A 17,742-nucleotide genomic window follows, 5' to 3' on the forward strand; every position below is an offset into this window, starting at 1 on the left:
GCGGGTGACGAGAATCGAACTCGCGCTCTGAGCTTGGGAAGCTCATGTTCTACCATTAAACTACACCCGCGAAGCGCGCCGATGATCGGCTGTGCATCGTCCCACACTGTACCCCATCGCAGACCCCCGGTGCTTTCGCCGTGGGGTCTGTGTGTCGTTCCGGGGGGTGGATGCGGGTGAGGGCGCGGGGAGTTGAGGGCGTAGCGTGGGTGGGCGGAGTGCCGCCTGGAGTGGCGTCCCGTTCATCCCCTAATGTGGCGGTCTCGTCCAAGGCTGGTTGGGGAAGGGACTTGATGGAGTCGATGGAGCGCACCGTCGTCCGCTGTGCCGAAGGGCACGTTTTTGCCGCCTCTTCGTTCCCGATGCAGCAGCTCGGGTCCGAGCGGATCGGTCCCGGGCGGCTCATCCGCTGTCCGCGTTGTGCGCGGTTGAGGCAGGCCGTTCCTGTGGCGTTCGAGGAGCGCTAGAGGTGTGAGGCAGTCGCGTGGGCCGGTCCGGTTGGGGTCGGCCTGCGCGTTCTGCGTATCCTCGGTGCGTGCTTCTCTCAGATAAGGACCTCCGGGCCGAGATCGACGCCGGGCGGGTTCGCATTGACCCGTTCGACGCTTCGATGGTGCAGCCCTCGAGCATCGATGTGCGGCTGGACCGCTACTTCCGGGTGTTCGAGAACCACCGCTATCCGCATATCGATCCCGCCGTCGAGCAGGTGGACCTGACCCGTCAGGTCGAGCCGGACGGCGACGAGGCGTTCATCCTGCACCCCGGAGAGTTCGTCCTGGCGTCGACGTACGAGGTCATCTCGCTCCCCGACGACCTGGCGTCGCGGCTGGAGGGGAAGAGCTCGCTGGGCCGGCTCGGGCTGGTGACGCATTCGACGGCCGGGTTCATCGACCCCGGGTTCTCGGGCCATGTGACCCTTGAGCTGTCGAATCTGGCGACGCTGCCGATCAAGCTCTGGCCGGGAATGAAGATCGGGCAGCTGTGTATGTTCCGGCTGACGTCGTCCTCGGAATTCCCGTACGGATCCGAGCGCTACGGATCGCGTTATCAGGGCCAGCGAGGGCCGACCGCCTCGCGTTCTTTCATGAATTTCCATCGGACACAGGTGTGATACGGCATGGCTGGTGAAGTGCGGGAGAATCTGACGTACGAGGCCTTCGGGCACGCCGTACGGGAGCTGGCGCAGGCGGTGGCCGACGACGGCTACGAGCCGGATGTCGTGCTGAGCATCGCGCGGGGCGGGGTCTTCGTCGCGGGCGGTCTGGCGTACGCCCTGGACTGCAAGAACATCCACCTGGTCAACGTGGAGTTCTACACCGGGGTCGGCACCACCCTGGAAATGCCCGTCATGCTGGCGCCCGTCCCCAATGCCATCGACTTCACGCAGAAGAAGGTGCTCATCGCGGACGACGTCGCCGATACGGGAAAGACGCTGAAGCTGGTCCGTGACTTCTGCATCGATCATGTGGCCGAGGTGCGCAGCGCGGTCATCTACGAGAAGCCGCAGTCGCTCGTGAAATGCGAGTACGTGTGGAAGAAGACCGATCAGTGGATCAACTTCCCGTGGAGCGTGGAGAAGCCCGTCGTGCGCCGTGAGGGCCAGGTTCTCGACTCCTAGGACGCGCACGCACGCGAGACGCAGGGCATGAGACAGAGGAAGGGCCCCGGTGCGGTGAGTGCACCGGGGCCCTTCCGTATGCCGGATCAGATCGTGCCGAGCTTGATGATCGAGAGCAGCGCGATCAGCTGGATCGCGGAGGCGCCCAGCGCCTTCGGCCACGGCAGGTCGTGCGACTTGCTCACCATCGAGGTGAACAGCGCCCCGGCGGCCAGCCAGGTGACCCAGCCGAGGATCTGGACCAGGGAGTTCTCGCCGCCCAGGAACAGGGCGAAGACCAGGCGGGGTGCATCCGTGATGGACATGATCAGCATCGACAGGCCCACGGTCGGCTGCCAGGAGCCCGTGCCGCCGAGCTGGCGGGCCAGGGTGTGCGTGACCGCGCCGAGGACCAGTCCGCCGATGACGAAGCCGACGCCGGTGAAGATCACGTACGGGGCGGCCGTGGAGACCTCCGCGTGGATCGCCTCGTCGCGTGCCTGGTCGAAGCCGAAGAGCGCGAGCAGGCCGTACACGAACGTGACGACGATCGCGGTGCCCCAGACGGGGTAGTCGCGCATCTGCCAGAACGTCGGCCCCGGCCGCATCACGATGCCGCTCAGCAGCTGCTTCCAGTGCAGCCGCGGCCCCGAGGGGTGCGCGGGGGCCTGGCCGGCCTGGTAGGTGTTGCCGGCGCCGTACGGGTCCTCGTCGATGCTGAACGCCTGGGTGTGCCCCGGGGCGTTGGCATAGGGGTCCTGTTGCGACGGCTGGTGGTACGGGTCGCCGAAGTACTCCGGTTCGCCGTGCCCGCCTGCGTGCCCGTTCCCACCCCCGTGTCCGTTGCCGCCGTGCCCGCCGCCGTACGGGGCGCCCTGGGGGCCTCCTCCGTACGGTGCGCCGCTGCCTCCTGCCGGGGGCCACGACTGCCCGCCGTACGGCGGCGGCGGTGAGGCCTGCGTGCCGTACGGCTGTTGCTGCTGCGGGTGTTGCTGCGGTGTGCGGTTGTCCCGGCCGCGTCCGATCCTGAATCCAGCCACACATCGAACGTACCTGGTCCGTGTGGGTGCGGTGTGAGGGCCGGGGGAACAGGGGGCCCATTGCGGCCTAGCTGTGACATCCCCTAGGGGAACCCTGGGGGGCCTGCGGGAGCACCGGGGGCCCCTCCTGGGGCTCCTGTGGCACGGCGGGCCGTCAGCACCCCCTGACACGACGGAGCGGCCGGTCCTGCCCCCGAGGCAGGTCCGGCCGCTTCCGTGGTGGGAGACGGTTACTGGACGGGCGCCGGTTCCGGCTGGTCGGCGTCCTCCGCGTCACCCGACGGGTCGGCGGGCGTCTTCACCGATTCGAGGAGCAGCTGGGACACGTCGACGACCTGCACCGACTCCTTCGCCTTGCCGTCGTTCTTCTTGCCGTTGACCGAGTCGGTCAGCATGACGAGGCAGAACGGGCAGGCGGTGGAGACGATGTCCGGGTTGAGGGAGAGGGCTTCGTCGACGCGCTCGTTGTTGATGCGCTTGCCGATCCGCTCCTCCATCCACATCCGGGCACCACCGGCGCCGCAGCAGAAGCCGCGCTCCTTGTGGCGGTGCATCTCCTCGTTCCGCAGACCCGGGACCTTGGCGATGATCTCGCGCGGGGGCGTGTAGATCTTGTTGTGACGGCCCAGGTAGCAGGGGTCGTGGTACGTGATCAGGCCCTCGACCGGGGTGACCGGCACGAGCTTGCCCTCGTCCACCAGGTGCTGGAGCAGCTGGGTGTGGTGGATGACCTCGTACTCGCCGCCGAGCTGCGGGTACTCGTTGGCGATCGTGTTGAAGCAGTGCGGGCAGGTCGCGACGATCTTCTTCGAGGCCTTGGCCTTCTTGGTCGAGTCGTCCTCGTCGTCCTCGCCGAACGCCATGTTCAGCATCGCGACGTTCTCCTGGCCGAGCTGCTGGAAGAGCGGCTCGTTGCCCAGGCGTCGGGCGGAGTCACCCGTGCACTTCTCGTCGCCGCCCATGATCGCGAACTTGACGCCCGCGATGTGGAGAAGCTCGGCGAAGGCCTTGGTGGTCTTCTTGGCGCGGTCCTCCAGGGCACCGGCGCAGCCGACCCAGTAGAGGTAGTCGATCTCGCTGAGGTCCTCGACGTCCTTGCCGACGATCGGGACCTCGAAGTCGACCTCCTTGGTCCACTCGACGCGCTGCTTCTTGGCCAGCCCCCAGGGGTTGCCCTTCTTCTCCAGGTTCTTGAGCATCGTGCCCGCCTCGGACGGGAACGCGGACTCGATCATCACCTGGTAGCGGCGCATGTCGACGATGTGGTCGATGTGCTCGATGTCGACCGGGCACTGCTCCACGCACGCACCGCAGGTGGTGCACGACCAGAGCACGTCCGGGTCGATGACGCCGTTCTCCTCGAGCGTCCCGATCAGCGGGCGCTCGGCCTCCGCGAGGGCGGCCGCGGGGACGTCCTTGAGCTGCTCCTCGGTGGCCTTCTCGTTGCCCTCCATGTCCTTGCCGCCGCCGGCCAGCAGGTACGGCGCCTTGGCGTGCGCGTGGTCGCGCAGGGACATGATCAGGAGCTTCGGGGAGAGCGGCTTGCCCGTGTTCCAGGCGGGGCACTGCGACTGGCAGCGGCCGCACTCGGTGCACGTGGAGAAGTCGAGGATGCCCTTCCAGGAGAACTGCTCGACCTGGGAGACGCCGAAGGTGTCGTCCTCGCCCGGGTCCTCCCAGTCGATCTCCTTGCCGCCCGAGGTCATCGGCAGCAGGGCGCCGAGCGAGACCGCGCCGTCGGCGTTCCGCTTGAACCAGATGTTCGGGAAGGCGAGGAAGCGGTGCCAGGCGACACCCATGTCGGTCTTCAGGGCGACCGTGATCATCCAGATGAAGGAGGTCGCGATCTTCAGGCCGGCGAAGAAGTAGGTGAGGTTCTGGAGCGTGGAGACGTCCATGCCCTCGAGCCAGGAGACCACCGGGTACGAGATGAAGAACGACGCCTCGTAACTGTTGACGTGGTGCTGGGCGCCTTCGAGGGCGTGGAGCATGAAGATGCAGACGCCGACGATGAGGATGACGGCCTCGACGAAGTACGCCTGGCCGAAGTTGGAGCCCGCGAAGCGGGACTTGCGGCCCGGCTTGTCCGGCCTGCTGAGCTGGCGGATCACGATCAGGACCGCGATGCCGAGCACCGTCATCGTGCCGATGAACTCGACGAAGACGTTGTACGGCGCCCACTCGCCGACGATCGGCAGCAGCCAGTCGGCCTGGAACAGCTGGCCGACGGCGTTGACGATCGTCAGCAGCAGCGAGAAGAAGCCCACGGCCACGAACCAGTGCGCGACACCGACGATGCCCCAGCGGTTCATCCGGGTGTGGCCGAGGAACTCCTTGGCCACGGTGACGGTGCGCTGTACGGGCTCATCGGTGCGGGTGCCCGCGGGCACGTTCTGGCCGAGCCGCATGAAGGTGTAGATCTGCAGGAGGGCGCGGGCGAAAAGCGCCACGCCGACCACGATCAGAACCAGCGACACGATGATCGCGGCGAGTTGCATTTGGGGGCTCCTCGGGCCTGCGAGGGTGGGATCCAGCGCGTACAAGTGATTACTAAGCAGTAACTTAATCAGTCTGTGCTGACACTATCCACTTATTCCGCCACGCTGTAGCCGGGCAAGCGGTGATCTGTGTCGCTCAGGTGAGCCTTCCCCGGGCGTCGTAGTCCGCGGAGCGCCGCGTACAGGGGGATGCGTACGGATTGCGCCAGGATCGCCAGGTCGAGCCCTGTCCCATGATGCTCTGCGTAGTGGGCGTCGAGGAGGGCGGGTTCGTCCCAGGGCATCCCCGAGCGGGCGCGCACCTGGGCCAGGCCGGTCAGGCCCGGCCGGACGCTCTCGCGCCAGTGCCCGGCGGCGGCTCGCAGGAGGGCGGCCTCCCCCGGGGTGAGGGGCGGCGGGCCGACCAGGGAGAGCTCTCCCCGTACGACGTGGGGCAGCCGGGACAGCAGGTCGAGCCGGAGTCTCCGGGTGCGCAGTGAGCGGAGCTCGAAGGGGTGGCCGCCGAGGCCGACCCGGATCTCGCGCTTCAGTACGCGCCCAGGGGTGCGGGACGGCCGGAGGGCGAGAGCCAGTGCGGCGAGGGCGAGTGCGGGGGCGGTCAGGAGCAGCAGCGCCGAGCCGAGTGCCAGGTCCAGGGCCCGTTTGGCCGTCATGGCCGACAGGGGTCCGGTGATCCGCCTGGCGGTGATGGAGGTCAGTGCCCCGGTGACACGTCCGGCCGTCATGGTTGCGCGGGCGATCCCGGGGAAGGGGCCGGTGGCGGGCCTCGGTGCCCCGGCCGCCGGGGCGGGCCGCCGTCTCCTTCGTACCGCAGTCTGCTTCGCGTTCCGCATGGCACCTGCCCGGAGTCGATGACGGGACGGTATGACCGTCTCGATGCATTTTGTGACAGAACGATCCCACGGTGCGATGGTGGGTGGGGTGTGTGTGACGTGCCGCTCACCCGGATGTCGCGGATCCGGGCGGCCCTGGCGGACTTCTTTCGGCTTCTGTCGGCACCCGAATGCGGAAAATCCCTGCTCAGCACGGTAGCGAGCACATAAGTTGAGCGTAAGTGGCTCAGGTCCTTTGACTCCGGGGTGAGTGTCATGCATCCTTGAGTCAGATCCACTCAAGTAGTCAGTTGGAGGAATTGAAATGGCACGTGCGGTCGGCATCGACCTGGGCACGACTAACTCCGTCGTCAGCGTTCTCGAAGGCGGCGAGCCCACCGTCATCACCAACGCCGAAGGCGCCAGGACCACGCCGTCCGTCGTCGCCTTCGCGAAGAACGGCGAGGTTCTGGTCGGCGAGGTCGCCAAGCGTCAGGCGGTCACCAACGTCGACAGGACGATCCGTTCGGTCAAGCGCCACATGGGCACTGACTGGAAGATCGAGCTCGACGGCAAGAACTTCAACCCGCAGCAGATGAGCGCCTTCATCCTGCAGAAGCTGAAGCGCGACGCCGAGTCCTACCTGGGCGAGAAGGTCACCGACGCGGTGATCACCGTCCCGGCGTACTTCAACGACTCGGAGCGCCAGGCGACCAAGGAGGCCGGCGAGATCGCGGGCCTGAACGTCCTGCGCATCGTCAACGAGCCGACCGCCGCCGCCCTGGCGTACGGCCTCGACAAGGACGACCAGACGATCCTCGTCTTCGACCTCGGTGGCGGCACCTTCGACGTGTCCCTCCTGGAGATCGGTGACGGCGTCGTCGAGGTGAAGGCCACCAACGGTGACAACCACCTCGGTGGTGACGACTGGGACCAGCGGGTCGTCGACTACCTGGTGAAGCAGTTCGCCAACGGGCACGGCGTGGACCTGTCCAAGGACAAGATGGCTCTCCAGCGTCTCCGCGAGGCCGCGGAGAAGGCGAAGATCGAGCTCTCGTCCTCGACCGAGACCACGATCAACCTGCCCTACATCACGGCGTCCGCCGAGGGCCCGCTGCACCTGGACGAGAAGCTCACGCGCTCGCAGTTCCAGCAGCTGACCGCGGACCTCCTGGACCGCTGCAAGAACCCGTTCCACAACGTCATCAAGGACGCGGGCATCCAGCTCTCCGAGATCGACCACGTCGTTCTCGTCGGTGGCTCGACCCGTATGCCGGCCGTCGCCGAGCTCGTCAAGGAGCTCACGGGCGGCCAGGACGCCAACAAGGGTGTGAACCCGGACGAGGTCGTCGCCATCGGCGCCTCGCTCCAGGCCGGTGTCCTCAAGGGCGAGGTCAAGGACGTCCTGCTCCTCGACGTGACCCCGCTGTCCCTGGGTATCGAGACCAAGGGAGGGATCATGACGAAGCTCATCGAGCGCAACACCACGATCCCGACCAAGCGTTCCGAGATCTTCACGACGGCCGAGGACAACCAGCCGTCCGTGCAGATCCAGGTCTACCAGGGCGAGCGCGAGATCGCGGCGTACAACAAGAAGCTCGGGATGTTCGAGCTCACCGGTCTGCCGCCGGCCCCGCGTGGCGTGCCGCAGATCGAGGTCGCCTTCGACATCGACGCCAACGGCATCATGCACGTCGCTGCCAAGGACCTCGGCACCGGCAAGGAGCAGAAGATGACCGTCACCGGTGGCTCCTCGCTGCCGAAGGACGAGGTCAACCGGATGCGTGAAGAGGCCGAGCAGTACGCCGACGAGGACCACCGTCGTCGTGAGGCCGCCGAGTCGCGCAACCAGGGCGAGCAGCTCGTCTACCAGACGGAGAAGTTCCTCAAGGACAACGAGGACAAGGTCCCCGGTGACGTGAAGACGGAGGTGGAAACCGCGCTCACCGAGCTGAAGGAGAAGCTCAAGGGCGAGGACACCGCCGAGATCCGTACGGCCACCGAGAAGGTCGCCGCCGTCTCCCAGAAGCTGGGCCAGGCGATGTACGCCAACACCCAGGCCGAGGGCGCTGCTCCGGGTGCCGACGAGGCTCCGGGCGACGGTCAGGCCAAGGCCGACGACGATGTCGTCGACGCCGAGATCGTGGACGACGAGAAGGACACGAAGGGCGGTGCGGCGTGACCGAGGAGACCCCGGGCTTCGACGAGAAGCCTGACGTCCCCTCCGGCGCCAACTCCGACGACGCCGAGCCGAAGGCAGCCGCTCCCTCCGAGGAGGAGGCGGCGGCCCCGGCCGGGGACGTACAGCAGACAGCGGCCCTGACGGCCCAGCTGGACCAGGTCCGTACCGCGCTCAACGAGCGGACGGCCGACCTCCAGCGGCTCCAGGCCGAGTACCAGAACTACCGTCGCCGCGTCGAGCGGGACCGGGTGCAGGTCAAGGAGGTCGCGGCAGCGGGTCTGCTGAGCGAGCTCCTGCCCGTCCTCGACGACGTCGGCCGGGCACGGGAGCACGGCGAGCTCGTCGGCGGCTTCAAGTCGGTGGCCGAATCCCTGGAGACGGTCGTCGCGAAGCTGGGACTCCAGCAGTTCGGCAAGGAGGGCGAGCCCTTCGACCCGACGATCCACGAGGCCCTGATGCACTCGTACGCGCCGGACGTCACCGAGACGACCTGCGTGGCGATCCTGCAGCCTGGGTACCGCATCGGGGAGCGCACCATCCGCCCCGCGCGGGTGGCCGTGGCCGAGCCGCAGCCGGGTGCCACGCCCGCGGCGGCGAAGGAAGAGAAGGCAGACGACGAGGAGAGCGGTGGCACCGAAGAGGTCTGACATTCCGTCCGACCACAGCGGTGAACACCGACGGGGCGTGCGGCCGGCCACGGGGCCGGCCGCACGGCCTATCGTCCGGAAGGAGGGACGTCGATGAGCACGAAGGACTTCGTCGAGAAGGACTACTACAAGGTTCTCGGCGTCCCCAAGGACGCCACCGACGCCGAGGTCAAGAAGGCGTACCGGAAGCTCGCCCGCGAGTACCACCCGGACGCCAACAAGGGCGACACCAAGGCCGAGGAGCGCTTCAAGGAGATCTCCGAGGCGAACGACGTCCTCGGTGACCCCAAGAAGCGCAAGGAGTACGACGAGGCGCGCGCCCTCTTCGGCAACGGAGGCTTCCGGGCGGGTCCCGGCGGCGCGGGCGGCAACTTCAACTTCGACCTGGGCGACCTCTTCGGGGGCGCCCCGGGCGGTGGCCAGGGTGCCGGCGCGGGCGGCTTCGGCGGAGGCGGCGGCGGTCTGGGCGATGTCTTCGGCGGACTGTTCAACCGCGGTGGCGCGGGCACACGGGTCCAGCCGAGGCGCGGCCAGGACATCGAGTCCGAGGTGACGCTCAGCTTCACCGAGGCGGTCGACGGGGCCACGGTCCCGCTGCGGATGTCCAGCCAGGCGCCCTGCAAGGCGTGTTCGGGCACCGGCGACAAGAACGGCACCCCGAGGGTCTGTCCGACCTGTGTCGGGACGGGCCAGGTCTCGCGCGGCACGGGCGGCGGGTTCTCGCTCACCGATCCCTGCGTGGACTGCAAGGGCCGGGGCCTCATCGCCCAGGACCCCTGCGACGTCTGCAAGGGCAGCGGCCGGGCGAAGTCGGCCCGCACGATGCAGGTCAGGATCCCCGCGGGGGTGCTGGACGGCCAGCGGATCCGGCTGCGCGGCAAGGGCAGCCCGGGCGAGCGCGGCGGCCCGGCCGGCGACCTCTACGTCGTCGTCCACGTCGACGCCCACCCGGTCTTCGGCCGCAAGGGCGACAACCTCACGGTCACCGTGCCCGTCACCTTCCCGGAGGCGGCGCTCGGCGGCGAGGTGAAGGTGCCCACGCTCGGCGGGCCCCCGGTCACCCTGAAGCTCCCGGCCGGTACGCCCAACGGACGTACGATGCGGGCCCGGGGCAAGGGCGCCGTACGCAAGGACGGCACCCGGGGCGACCTTCTGGTCACCGTCGAGGTGTCGGTGCCCAAGGACCTCGGCACGGACGCCCAGGACGCGCTGGAGGCCTACCGGAAGTCGACCGCGGGGGAGGACCCGCGGGCGGAGCTGTTCCAGGCTGCGAAGGGAGCTTGAGATGGACGGCCGTCGACGCAATCCGTACCAGCTGACCGATGAATCACCGGTCTACGTGATCTCGATCGCGGCCCAGCTCTCGGGCCTGCACCCGCAGACACTGCGCCAGTACGACCGCCTCGGCCTGGTCTCGCCCGACCGTACGGCGGGGCGCGGGCGGCGCTACTCGGCCCGTGACATCGAGCTGCTGCGCACCGTGCAGCAGCTGTCGCAGGACGAGGGCATCAACCTCGCGGGCATCAAGCGCATCATCGAGCTGGAGAACCAGGTCGCCGCGCTCCAGCAGCGCGTCGCCGAGCTCTCGGCGGCGGTGGACGGCGCGGCGGTGGCCATGCAGCAGCGCGAGGCGCAGGTGCACGCCTCCTACCGGCGTGACCTCGTGCCGTACCAGGATGTGCAGCAGACCAGCGCGCTGGTGGTCTGGCGGCCGAAGAGGCCGAAGGACTGAGCCGTGGGCTGAGCCCAGGACCGGGCTCGGGGCCGAAGCCGGCCCCGTAAGGCTTCGGGCACACGGAAGGGCAGGATCCCGCGCGGATCCTGCCCTTCCGTGCGTCAGGCGCCTTGTGCGTCGGGCTCCAAGGCGGCCACTCGGTCACCTCGGCCACGAGGCCCGAGCAGCCGGAGGCCAGTCCGGGCGTCAGGGCGCGCACCATGCGTGGCGCATCAGGATCTCGGCCAGAGGATGCGCCTCGTGGCGCGTGCCGGGACGGGGCGACCGCGTGCTCACGCGCTGCCAGGAAGTCGGCGGGGGTGCGGAACCCACGAGTTCCACGGCCGCCTAGACGAGCCGGCGGTGCTGCTCCGAGCCGGGCGTGGGAGCGAGGTCGTGACGGAACAGCTCCTGCTCCCGGGACCGGTCGGCGAGCCACGACAGCCAGGACGCCCCGGTCCTCGTCGTGAATCCGAACGTCATGTGCAGGCTGTGTCCGGAACCGCGGCCGTCACGGCCTGCCCTGTGCCAGTAGCCGCGCGGGATGTGCAGGACGTCGCCGGGGCGCACGGTCCCGGCCCACAGCGTCTCCTCGACCCCGGCGACCAGTCGGTTGTCCACGCCGCCTCCTGCCGTCAGACCCCGGGGTGGGTCTCGGTGCCCGGCGCGACGTCCCATGCGATGTCGGAGGCTGCATACGGGCCCGCCCGCCGGGCGCGGCCGGGGGTGCCGGTCAGGAGACCGGGCGGCGGGCGTGCGTCCGGTTCGGCGGTGTGCCGTCCGGCTCCACGATCCCGGACCGTACGAGGCGAGCCCCCAGCTGGGTGCGGCTGTGCGCGTCGACCGTCTGCATGAGCTTGGAGATGTGGGAGCGGCACGTACGGACGCTGATGCCCAGCTCGCGGGCCACCTCGTCGTCCACACGTCCCTCCAGGAGGAGGCGCGCGATGCTCTGCTGGACGGCGGTCACGGGGGCTCCCGGGGCGGGGGCCGGGAGCTGTTCGCTGTAGGGCGTCGCCTGCGCCCAGAGGACCTCGTAGACCCGGGTGAGGTAACGGACCAGGGCCGGGTGCCGGATCTCCAGCGCCACGTCCTCGCGGGGCGCGGCCTGCGCGTAGGCCACGGTGCGGTCGAAGATGATGAGCCGGTCGACGGTCTGCTCGATGGTGCGCACCTGGAGGCGGTCACCCGGCATCCGGGCCAGGTACTCCCGGACGCGCGGGCTGTAGCGGACGGGGTGCTGGTAGAGGTGTCTGAGGCTGGCGCCTCCGGCGATCGCCGCCCTGCCGTTGCCTATGGCCTGCTGGATGTGGTGTTCCAGCCGGTTGCCGCCCGGCTGCGCGGTCAGCACCTCCTCGGTGGCGCGCGCGGAGGCCTCCTGGAGGGCCGAGATGATCAGCGGCCGCCCTTCGAGCACGGTGATGGCGAGGTTGGGGTCCTCGTTGGTGATCGTCGCCAAGGGCGCCAGCGTCCCGGAGAGCGCGGTGGTCAGCCGTATCCGCTCGTCTATCTCCCGGGTGATGGGCTGCAGCAGATGAGCCAGCGCGGCGGACGCCGGGACCGGGCGGAGCCATGCGCGGTCGTCGGGGTCGGGGTGGACGAGAGCCATCTCGAGGAGGCAGGGGGCGGCCGCGAGGTCGCTGCGCGCGATGCGTCCGGCGCGCAACGCCTCCTTGTAGAGGCTGATGCCCGGGGAGCAGAGCTCTCGGTTCCCGTGCGGATGCGCCGGTTTCGCCTCATCGGCCGCCATGTGATGACCCCTCACTTCGTGCATTGCATGAACATGATGGTGGCGGAAGCCCGGCCGCCGGGGGAGTGTGGACCTGTCGGGCGAGAGGGGAACTCGCCCGGCCTCGGAGCCCGTACGTCAGGAGTCCTGGTCCAGGATCCCTGAACGCGAGATCAGATAGCCGAGTTGGGCACGGCTGGTGCTTCCCAGGGTGGCCGACAGCTTGGCGACGTGCGCCCGGCAGGTGCGGACGTTCATGCCGAGACGGCGGGCGATGGAGTCGTCCACGTGTCCTTCGACGAGGAGTTGGGCGATGGAGCGCTGGACCCCGCTGATCCCGTCGGGAGTGGGCTCGTACTTGATCTCCTCGAGCAGCGGGGCGGCCCTGGTCCAGAGCTGCTCGAAGACCTTCGCCAGGTACTCGACCAGGCCGGGGTGGCGCAGTTCCAGAGCGACCATGCGGTCGTCCTGGGCGGGAATGAAGGCGACGGTTCGATCGAAGACGATCAGACGTTCGATGAGCTCTTCGAGGGTGCGTATCTCCACGTGGTCGCCGGCCATGCGCTCCGCGTAGGCCAGCGTGCTCTGGCTGTGGCGCGCGGTGTGCTGGTAGAGGGTGCGGATCCGGATGCCGCGGTCCACGACGGACAGACCGCGCTCCAGCGACCTGCTGAGGATGTCCTCGGGCCTCCCGCCGCCGGGCTGGACGGTGAGGACCTCGGAGCGGCACTCCGCGGTCGCCAGGTCCAGGGACGCGTTGATCCGGTTGACGCCCTCCAGCACGGTGATCGCGTGGTTGGTCGAAGGGCCCTGGGCGCTGATGTCCATGAAGGGCTCGAAGCATTCGGCCAGCGCCAGGGAATGCCGGCGGCGTTCCTGGATCTCCCGTTCTATGGGATGAAGGTGTTGCGCCAGAGCCGCCGACGGTGCGACGGGGCGGAGCCAGTCCGCGGCGTCGGGATCGGGATGCAGGAGTGCGAACTCGATCAGGCAGGGCGCCGCTTCCACATCGGCGCGGGCTATGCGGCCGGTGCGCAGCGCTATGGCGTAAAGGCGTGCTCCGTCATCACATAGTTCGGCAATCCCGTGAGGATGTGTCGGTTTTGTGGTACTTGCGGCCATATCTCCACCCCCCAGGTTCCTGAACTTGCAGGAACATGATGCATCGACGCGGTGGTGTTCGAGTGCCCAGGTGAGACATCGTCTTCAGTGCGGGGGAGAAGAATCCACAAGTGAGGACGAAGCCGACTATGAACAAGCGAATGCTTCGCTCGGCGCTTGCCGCCTCGTTCGTCGCGGCCATGGGTTTGGGGCTGTCGAGCGCGGGCGACATCGGCTGGAGCAGCGAGGCGGCTGCTGCGCCGGGCGACATCGGCTGGAGCACGCAGGCAGCGGTGCCGGGGGACATCGGCTGGGTCGCTCCCGCGGTCAGCCAGGGTGACATCGGCTGGGCTGCTCCTGCGGTCGCCCAGGGTGACATCGGTTGGGTCGCTCCCGCGGTCGCCCAGGGGGACATCGGCTGGGTCGCTCCTGCCGTCAGCCAGGGTGACATCGGCTGGATCGCCCCGAGCGACATCGGCTGGTCCGCCCCGGCCCGCATCGCCGCATGACCACCCCACCGGACGACCGCACCTTCCGGCGGGAGATGGCCACGGCCTATCGCTCAGGGTGGCATTTCATCGATCTGCTCACGGCACTTACCCGCCAGGGCGATTCGTTGATGGTCACCCTGTTCGGAGAGCCGATTCTGGTCGTGATGGAAACGGATGACGACATCCGCGCCTATCGCTGTCTCCGCCGGCCTCGCGGAGCGCCGCAACCGGTTCGCTGTGCCGTGAGGTACGGCATGATTTTCGTAAATCTCGACCAGCGCGACCACGAGCTGTTCGAACAAGAAGCCATTTCCGCCACCCCCCGCAGTGCCTGAACGATTCCCCCGTCGTTCCAGATCGTTCCGGCACTTCCCCCACACAGCGGCGCCATCGTGACCTGAACACGATGGCGCCGTTGTGCTGCCCGGAATGCATTCCGTCATTCCGGTGCTTCCGGAATTCTCTGCGCTGCCGGTTCTCTAAGCGTTTCCGAGCGCCCTGTCGACGGCGATCTCGATGACGATCCGCTCCGGGTTGTGCCGCGGAGTGCGCTCGTACCGCTCCGCGTAGCGGCGTACCGCGTCCTCGACCTCGGCGGCCTCCGTACGGACCACCGCCCGGCCCTCCAGGGTCGCCCAGCGGCGCCCCTCCATCTGGCAGACCGCGACCCGCGCGCCCTCGGGCCCCGCCGCCAGGACGTGTGCGGCCTTCCTGGTGTTCCTGCCGGTGATGACGCGGGCGAGCCGTGTCTCCGGGTCGTACGTCACGCCCACGGGCACCACGTGCGGGGTGCCGTCCGGGCGGAGCGTGGTCAGGGTGCACACATGGCGCTCCCGCCAGAAGGCGAGGTACCCGGTGCCGGGGTTGCGTACGTCAGGCATGGGGTCAGCCTAGAGAGAGGGGGTACGAGCCGCCCCGGGAAGGCGCCGTTTCTGCCTTGAGTGGAATAGACTCAACTTTGTACCCGTTGTTCGAGTCATAGTTCCGTGACGTAGTGACGTACCAGCACGAGGAGGAGACAGCGCCCGTGGACGCCGAGCTGACCAACAAGAGCCGGGACGCCCTCAACGCGGCCACCAGCAGGGCCGTCAAGGACGGTCACCCCGATCTGACCCCCGGGCATCTGCTGCTTGCGCTGCTCGCGGGCGAGGACAACGCGAACATCACCGACCTGCTCGCGGCCGTCGAGGCCGATCAGGTGGCGGTGCGGGAGGAGACCGAACGGCTCCTGGGCTCGCTGCCCAGCGTGACCGGGTCGACCGTCGCTCCGCCGCAGCCGAGCCGCGACCTGCTCGCCGTCCTCGCCGACGCCGACCAGCGGGCCAAGGAGCTCGGCGACGACTACCTCTCCACCGAGCACCTGCTGATCGCCGTGGCGGCGAAGGGCGGCCGTGCCGGTGAGATCCTCGACGGGCAGGGAGCCAGTGCGAAGAAGCTGCTGGACGCATTCGAGAAGAGCAGGGGAGGGCGCCGGGTGACCACTCCCGACCCCGAGGGCCAGTACAAGGCGCTGGAGAAGTTCGGCACCGACTTCACGGCCGCCGCCCGCGAGGGCAAGCTCGACCCGGTCATCGGCCGTGACCAGGAGATCCGCCGTGTCGTGCAGGTGCTGTCGCGCCGTACGAAGAACAACCCCGTGCTCATCGGTGAGCCCGGCGTCGGCAAGACGGCCGTCGTCGAGGGCCTCGCCCAGCGCATCGTCAAGGGCGACGTCCCCGAGTCCCTGCGGAACAAGCGGCTCGTCTCCCTGGACCTCGGGGCGATGGTCGCGGGTGCCAAGTACCGCGGTGAGTTCGAGGAACGCCTCAAGACCGTCCTCTCCGAGATCAAGGAGAGCGACGGGCAGATCATCACCTTCATCGACGAGCTGCACACCGTCGTCGGCGCGGGCGCCGGCGGCGACTCGGCGATGGACGCGGGCAACATGCTCAAGCCGATGCTCGCCCGCGGTGAGCTCCGCATGGTCGGCGCCACCACGCTGGACGAGTACCGCGAGCGCATCGAGAAGGACCCCGCCCTGGAGCGCCGCTTCCAGCAGGTCCTGGTCGCCGAGCCGTCCGTCGAGGACACCATCGCGATCCTGCGTGGCCTCAAGGGCCGCTACGAGGCCCACCACAAGGTCCAGATCGCGGACTCCTCGCTGGTGGCCGCCGCGACGCTCTCCGACCGCTACATCACCTCCAGGTTCCTCCCCGACAAGGCGATCGACCTCGTCGACGAGGCGGCCTCCCGGCTCCGCATGGAGATCGACTCCTCCCCCCTGGAGATCGACGAACTCCAGCGGTCCGTCGACCGGCTGCACATGGAGGAGCTGGCACTCAAGAACGAGAGCGACGAGGGCTCCAAGCAGCGCCTGGAGAAGATCCGCCGCGACCTCGCCGACAAGGAGGAGGAGCTGCGCGGCCTCACCGCCCGCTGGGAGAAGGAGAAGCAGGGCCTGAACCGCGTCGGTGAGCTCAAGGAGCGCCTCGACGAGCTGCGCGGCCAGGCCGAGCGCGCCCAGCGCGACGGCGACTTCGACACCGCCTCCAAGCTGCTGTACGGGGAGATCCCCGGCCTGGAGCGGGAGCTGGCCGAGGCGGACGAGGCCGAGCAGGAGGCCGCCCAGGACAAGGACACGATGGTCAAGGAGGAGGTCGGCCCGGACGACATCGCCGACGTCGTCGGCGCCTGGACCGGCATCCCGGCCGGCCGTCTCCTGGAGGGCGAGACCCAGAAGCTGCTGCGGATGGAGTCCGAGCTGGGCAGGCGGCTGATCGGCCAGGGCGAGGCCGTGCGCTCCGTGTCCGACGCCGTACGCCGCACCCGCGCCGGGATCGCCGACCCCGACCGGCCCACCGGCTCGTTCCTCTTCCTCGGCCCGACCGGGGTCGGCAAGACGGAGCTGGCCAAGGCGCTCGCGGACTTCCTGTTCGACGACGAGCGGGCCATGATCCGCATCGACATGAGCGAGTACAGCGAGAAGCACAGCGTCGCGCGGCTCGTCGGCGCCCCTCCCGGCTACGTCGGCTACGAGGAGGGCGGCCAGCTCACCGAGGCGGTGCGCAGGCGCCCGTACAGCGTCGTCCTGCTGGACGAGGTCGAGAAGGCCCACCCCGAGGTCTTCGACATCCTGCTCCAGGTCCTCGACGACGGCCGGCTCACCGACGGGCAGGGCCGGACGGTGGACTTCCGCAACACCATCCTGATCCTCACGTCCAACCTGGGCAGCCAGTTCCTGGTCGACCCCCTGATCGAGCCCGAGGCCAAGAAGGAGCGGGTCCTGGAGGTCGTACGGGCCTCGTTCAAGCCGGAGTTCCTGAACCGGCTGGACGACCTGGTCGTCTTCTCCGCGCTGTCCGGCGACGAGCTGGCGCACATCGCGGGGCTCCAGGTGGCCCGGCTCGCCGGCCGGCTGGCCGACCGCCGGATCCACCTCGACGTCACCCCGGACGCCCTGGCCTGGCTGGCCGAGGAGGGCAACGACCCGGCGTACGGCGCCCGGCCGCTGCGCCGGCTCATCCAGACCGCGATCGGCGACCGGCTCGCGAAGGAGATCCTCGCGGGCGAGGTCAAGGACGGCGACACGGTCCGGGTGGACCGGGCCGGCGACGGACTGATCGTGGGCACCGCCGCCCCGGCGAAGACCCTGTAGAACGGCAGCGGGCGACCTGTGTCCCCGGCCCGAGGACCTCGTGTCCCGGGCCGGGGACACACGTGTGTGCGGCTCCGTCCGCATTGATGTGTGCATCCGGCACGCATCGTCGGCGGAACCGCCCACGAAATCGAGCCGAAAATTTCCATTCCATGGCTGAATGGCAGATGCGATACGGCCCGGGCCTCACTTTTTGTACCGGGGCGATACATATCGGTGCCCTTGGACGGAGCTGACCGGACGGCAGTGCGCGTGATCGTGTTCCGCGCAATATCAGGACACTCCGGGCCCCTTTCC

Annotated in this window: 16 protein-coding genes and 1 tRNA gene; 9 read left to right on the forward strand and 8 right to left on the reverse strand. The window is 68.8% G+C overall.

All coding sequences use genetic code 11. The annotated features are described in order from the left end of the window. Window positions 1-70: transfer RNA gene (locus JKV81_RS30385), tRNA-Gly, on the reverse strand. A gap of 465 nt (window positions 71-535) precedes the next feature. On the opposite strand from JKV81_RS30385, the gene dcd reads away from it, so the two are divergent. Both dcd and JKV81_RS30395 read left to right on the forward strand, forming a co-directional pair. Further along, window positions 536-1,111 carry a dCTP deaminase gene (dcd, locus tag JKV81_RS30390; protein WP_099173424.1) on the forward strand — a complete coding sequence of 192 codons (576 nt, stop codon included), beginning with the start codon at window positions 536-538 and terminating at the stop codon, window positions 1,109-1,111. 6 nt (window positions 1,112-1,117) lie between these two features. Further along, window positions 1,118-1,618, forward strand: a complete 501-nt coding sequence (locus JKV81_RS30395) for a phosphoribosyltransferase (protein WP_099173425.1) — start codon at window positions 1,118-1,120, stop codon at window positions 1,616-1,618. Window positions 1,619-1,704: 86 nt separating this feature from the next. Here JKV81_RS30395 and JKV81_RS30400 read toward each other — a convergent pair whose 3' ends face one another. The 3 genes from JKV81_RS30400 to JKV81_RS30410 all read right to left on the reverse strand — a co-directional run bounded on the left by JKV81_RS30400 (window position 1,705) and on the right by JKV81_RS30410 (window position 5,860). Next, entirely contained in the window at window positions 1,705-2,637 is a 933-nt protein-coding gene (locus tag JKV81_RS30400; RefSeq protein WP_129264473.1) for a Yip1 family protein, read from the reverse strand. A gap of 230 nt (window positions 2,638-2,867) precedes the next feature. After that, window positions 2,868-5,135 (reverse strand): (Fe-S)-binding protein, encoded by a 2,268-nt coding sequence (locus JKV81_RS30405; RefSeq protein WP_129264472.1) that lies wholly within the window; start codon window positions 5,133-5,135, stop codon window positions 2,868-2,870. A 92-nt stretch (window positions 5,136-5,227) separates the two neighbouring features. After that, window positions 5,228-5,860 (reverse strand): sugar transferase, encoded by a 633-nt coding sequence (locus JKV81_RS30410; RefSeq protein WP_129264471.1) that lies wholly within the window; start codon window positions 5,858-5,860, stop codon window positions 5,228-5,230. A gap of 412 nt (window positions 5,861-6,272) precedes the next feature. Between JKV81_RS30410 and dnaK the strand changes: the two genes are divergently transcribed. From dnaK to JKV81_RS30430, 4 genes are all read left to right on the forward strand, one after another. Beyond that, entirely contained in the window at window positions 6,273-8,129 is a 1,857-nt protein-coding gene (gene dnaK / locus JKV81_RS30415; protein WP_124277745.1) for a molecular chaperone DnaK, read from the forward strand. Beyond that, on the forward strand, window positions 8,126-8,776 hold the full coding sequence (gene grpE, locus JKV81_RS30420; RefSeq protein WP_099173430.1) for a nucleotide exchange factor GrpE: 651 nt from the start codon (window positions 8,126-8,128) through the stop codon (window positions 8,774-8,776). Before dnaK ends, grpE begins: the two co-directional genes overlap by 4 nt. A 93-nt stretch (window positions 8,777-8,869) precedes the next feature. Then, a complete protein-coding gene (gene dnaJ / locus JKV81_RS30425; RefSeq protein WP_202078881.1) occupies window positions 8,870-10,060 on the forward strand; it encodes a molecular chaperone DnaJ in 1,191 nt (396 codons plus the stop codon). 1 nt (window position 10,061) lies between these two features. Next, window positions 10,062-10,508 carry a heat shock protein transcriptional repressor HspR gene (locus JKV81_RS30430; RefSeq protein WP_014155378.1) on the forward strand — a complete coding sequence of 149 codons (447 nt, stop codon included), beginning with the start codon at window positions 10,062-10,064 and terminating at the stop codon, window positions 10,506-10,508. 330 nt (window positions 10,509-10,838) lie between these two features. Here the strand turns inward: JKV81_RS30430 and JKV81_RS30435 are convergent, their stop codons facing one another. The 3 genes from JKV81_RS30435 to JKV81_RS30445 all read right to left on the reverse strand — a co-directional run bounded on the left by JKV81_RS30435 (window position 10,839) and on the right by JKV81_RS30445 (window position 13,341). Then, window positions 10,839-11,111 carry a JmjC domain-containing protein gene (locus JKV81_RS30435; RefSeq protein ID WP_307820631.1) on the reverse strand — a complete coding sequence of 91 codons (273 nt, stop codon included), beginning with the start codon at window positions 11,109-11,111 and terminating at the stop codon, window positions 10,839-10,841. A gap of 112 nt (window positions 11,112-11,223) precedes the next feature. Next, window positions 11,224-12,240 (reverse strand): helix-turn-helix transcriptional regulator, encoded by a 1,017-nt coding sequence (locus tag JKV81_RS30440; protein ID WP_129264469.1) that lies wholly within the window; start codon window positions 12,238-12,240, stop codon window positions 11,224-11,226. Between the two features lie 117 nt (window positions 12,241-12,357). After that, the gene (locus tag JKV81_RS30445) at window positions 12,358-13,341 is read right to left on the reverse strand and encodes a helix-turn-helix transcriptional regulator (protein WP_187281676.1); all 984 of its coding nucleotides are present in this window, start codon (window positions 13,339-13,341) and stop codon (window positions 12,358-12,360) included. A gap of 128 nt (window positions 13,342-13,469) precedes the next feature. On the opposite strand from JKV81_RS30445, the gene JKV81_RS30450 reads away from it, so the two are divergent. Both JKV81_RS30450 and JKV81_RS30455 read left to right on the forward strand, forming a co-directional pair. After that, window positions 13,470-13,829: a 5'-nucleotidase gene (locus tag JKV81_RS30450; RefSeq protein ID WP_202078885.1), complete on the forward strand. Its 360-nt coding sequence runs from the start codon at window positions 13,470-13,472 to the stop codon at window positions 13,827-13,829. Beyond that, on the forward strand, window positions 13,826-14,146 hold the full coding sequence (locus JKV81_RS30455) for a Rieske (2Fe-2S) protein (RefSeq protein WP_099173435.1): 321 nt from the start codon (window positions 13,826-13,828) through the stop codon (window positions 14,144-14,146). Before JKV81_RS30450 ends, JKV81_RS30455 begins: the two co-directional genes overlap by 4 nt. 144 nt (window positions 14,147-14,290) lie before the next feature. Here the strand turns inward: JKV81_RS30455 and JKV81_RS30460 are convergent, their stop codons facing one another. Next, a complete protein-coding gene (locus JKV81_RS30460; RefSeq protein WP_129264468.1) occupies window positions 14,291-14,692 on the reverse strand; it encodes a pyridoxamine 5'-phosphate oxidase family protein in 402 nt (133 codons plus the stop codon). Window positions 14,693-14,838: 146 nt separating this feature from the next. Here JKV81_RS30460 and clpB point away from each other — a divergent pair, with 146 nt between their 5' ends. Next, window positions 14,839-17,445, forward strand: a complete 2,607-nt coding sequence (gene clpB, locus JKV81_RS30465; protein WP_124278178.1) for an ATP-dependent chaperone ClpB — start codon at window positions 14,839-14,841, stop codon at window positions 17,443-17,445. Window positions 17,446-17,742: the final 297 nt, after the last annotated feature.

The organism is Streptomyces silvae (assembly GCF_016745505.1).
Taxonomy (GTDB): Bacteria; Actinomycetota; Actinomycetes; order Streptomycetales; family Streptomycetaceae; genus Streptomyces; species Streptomyces silvae.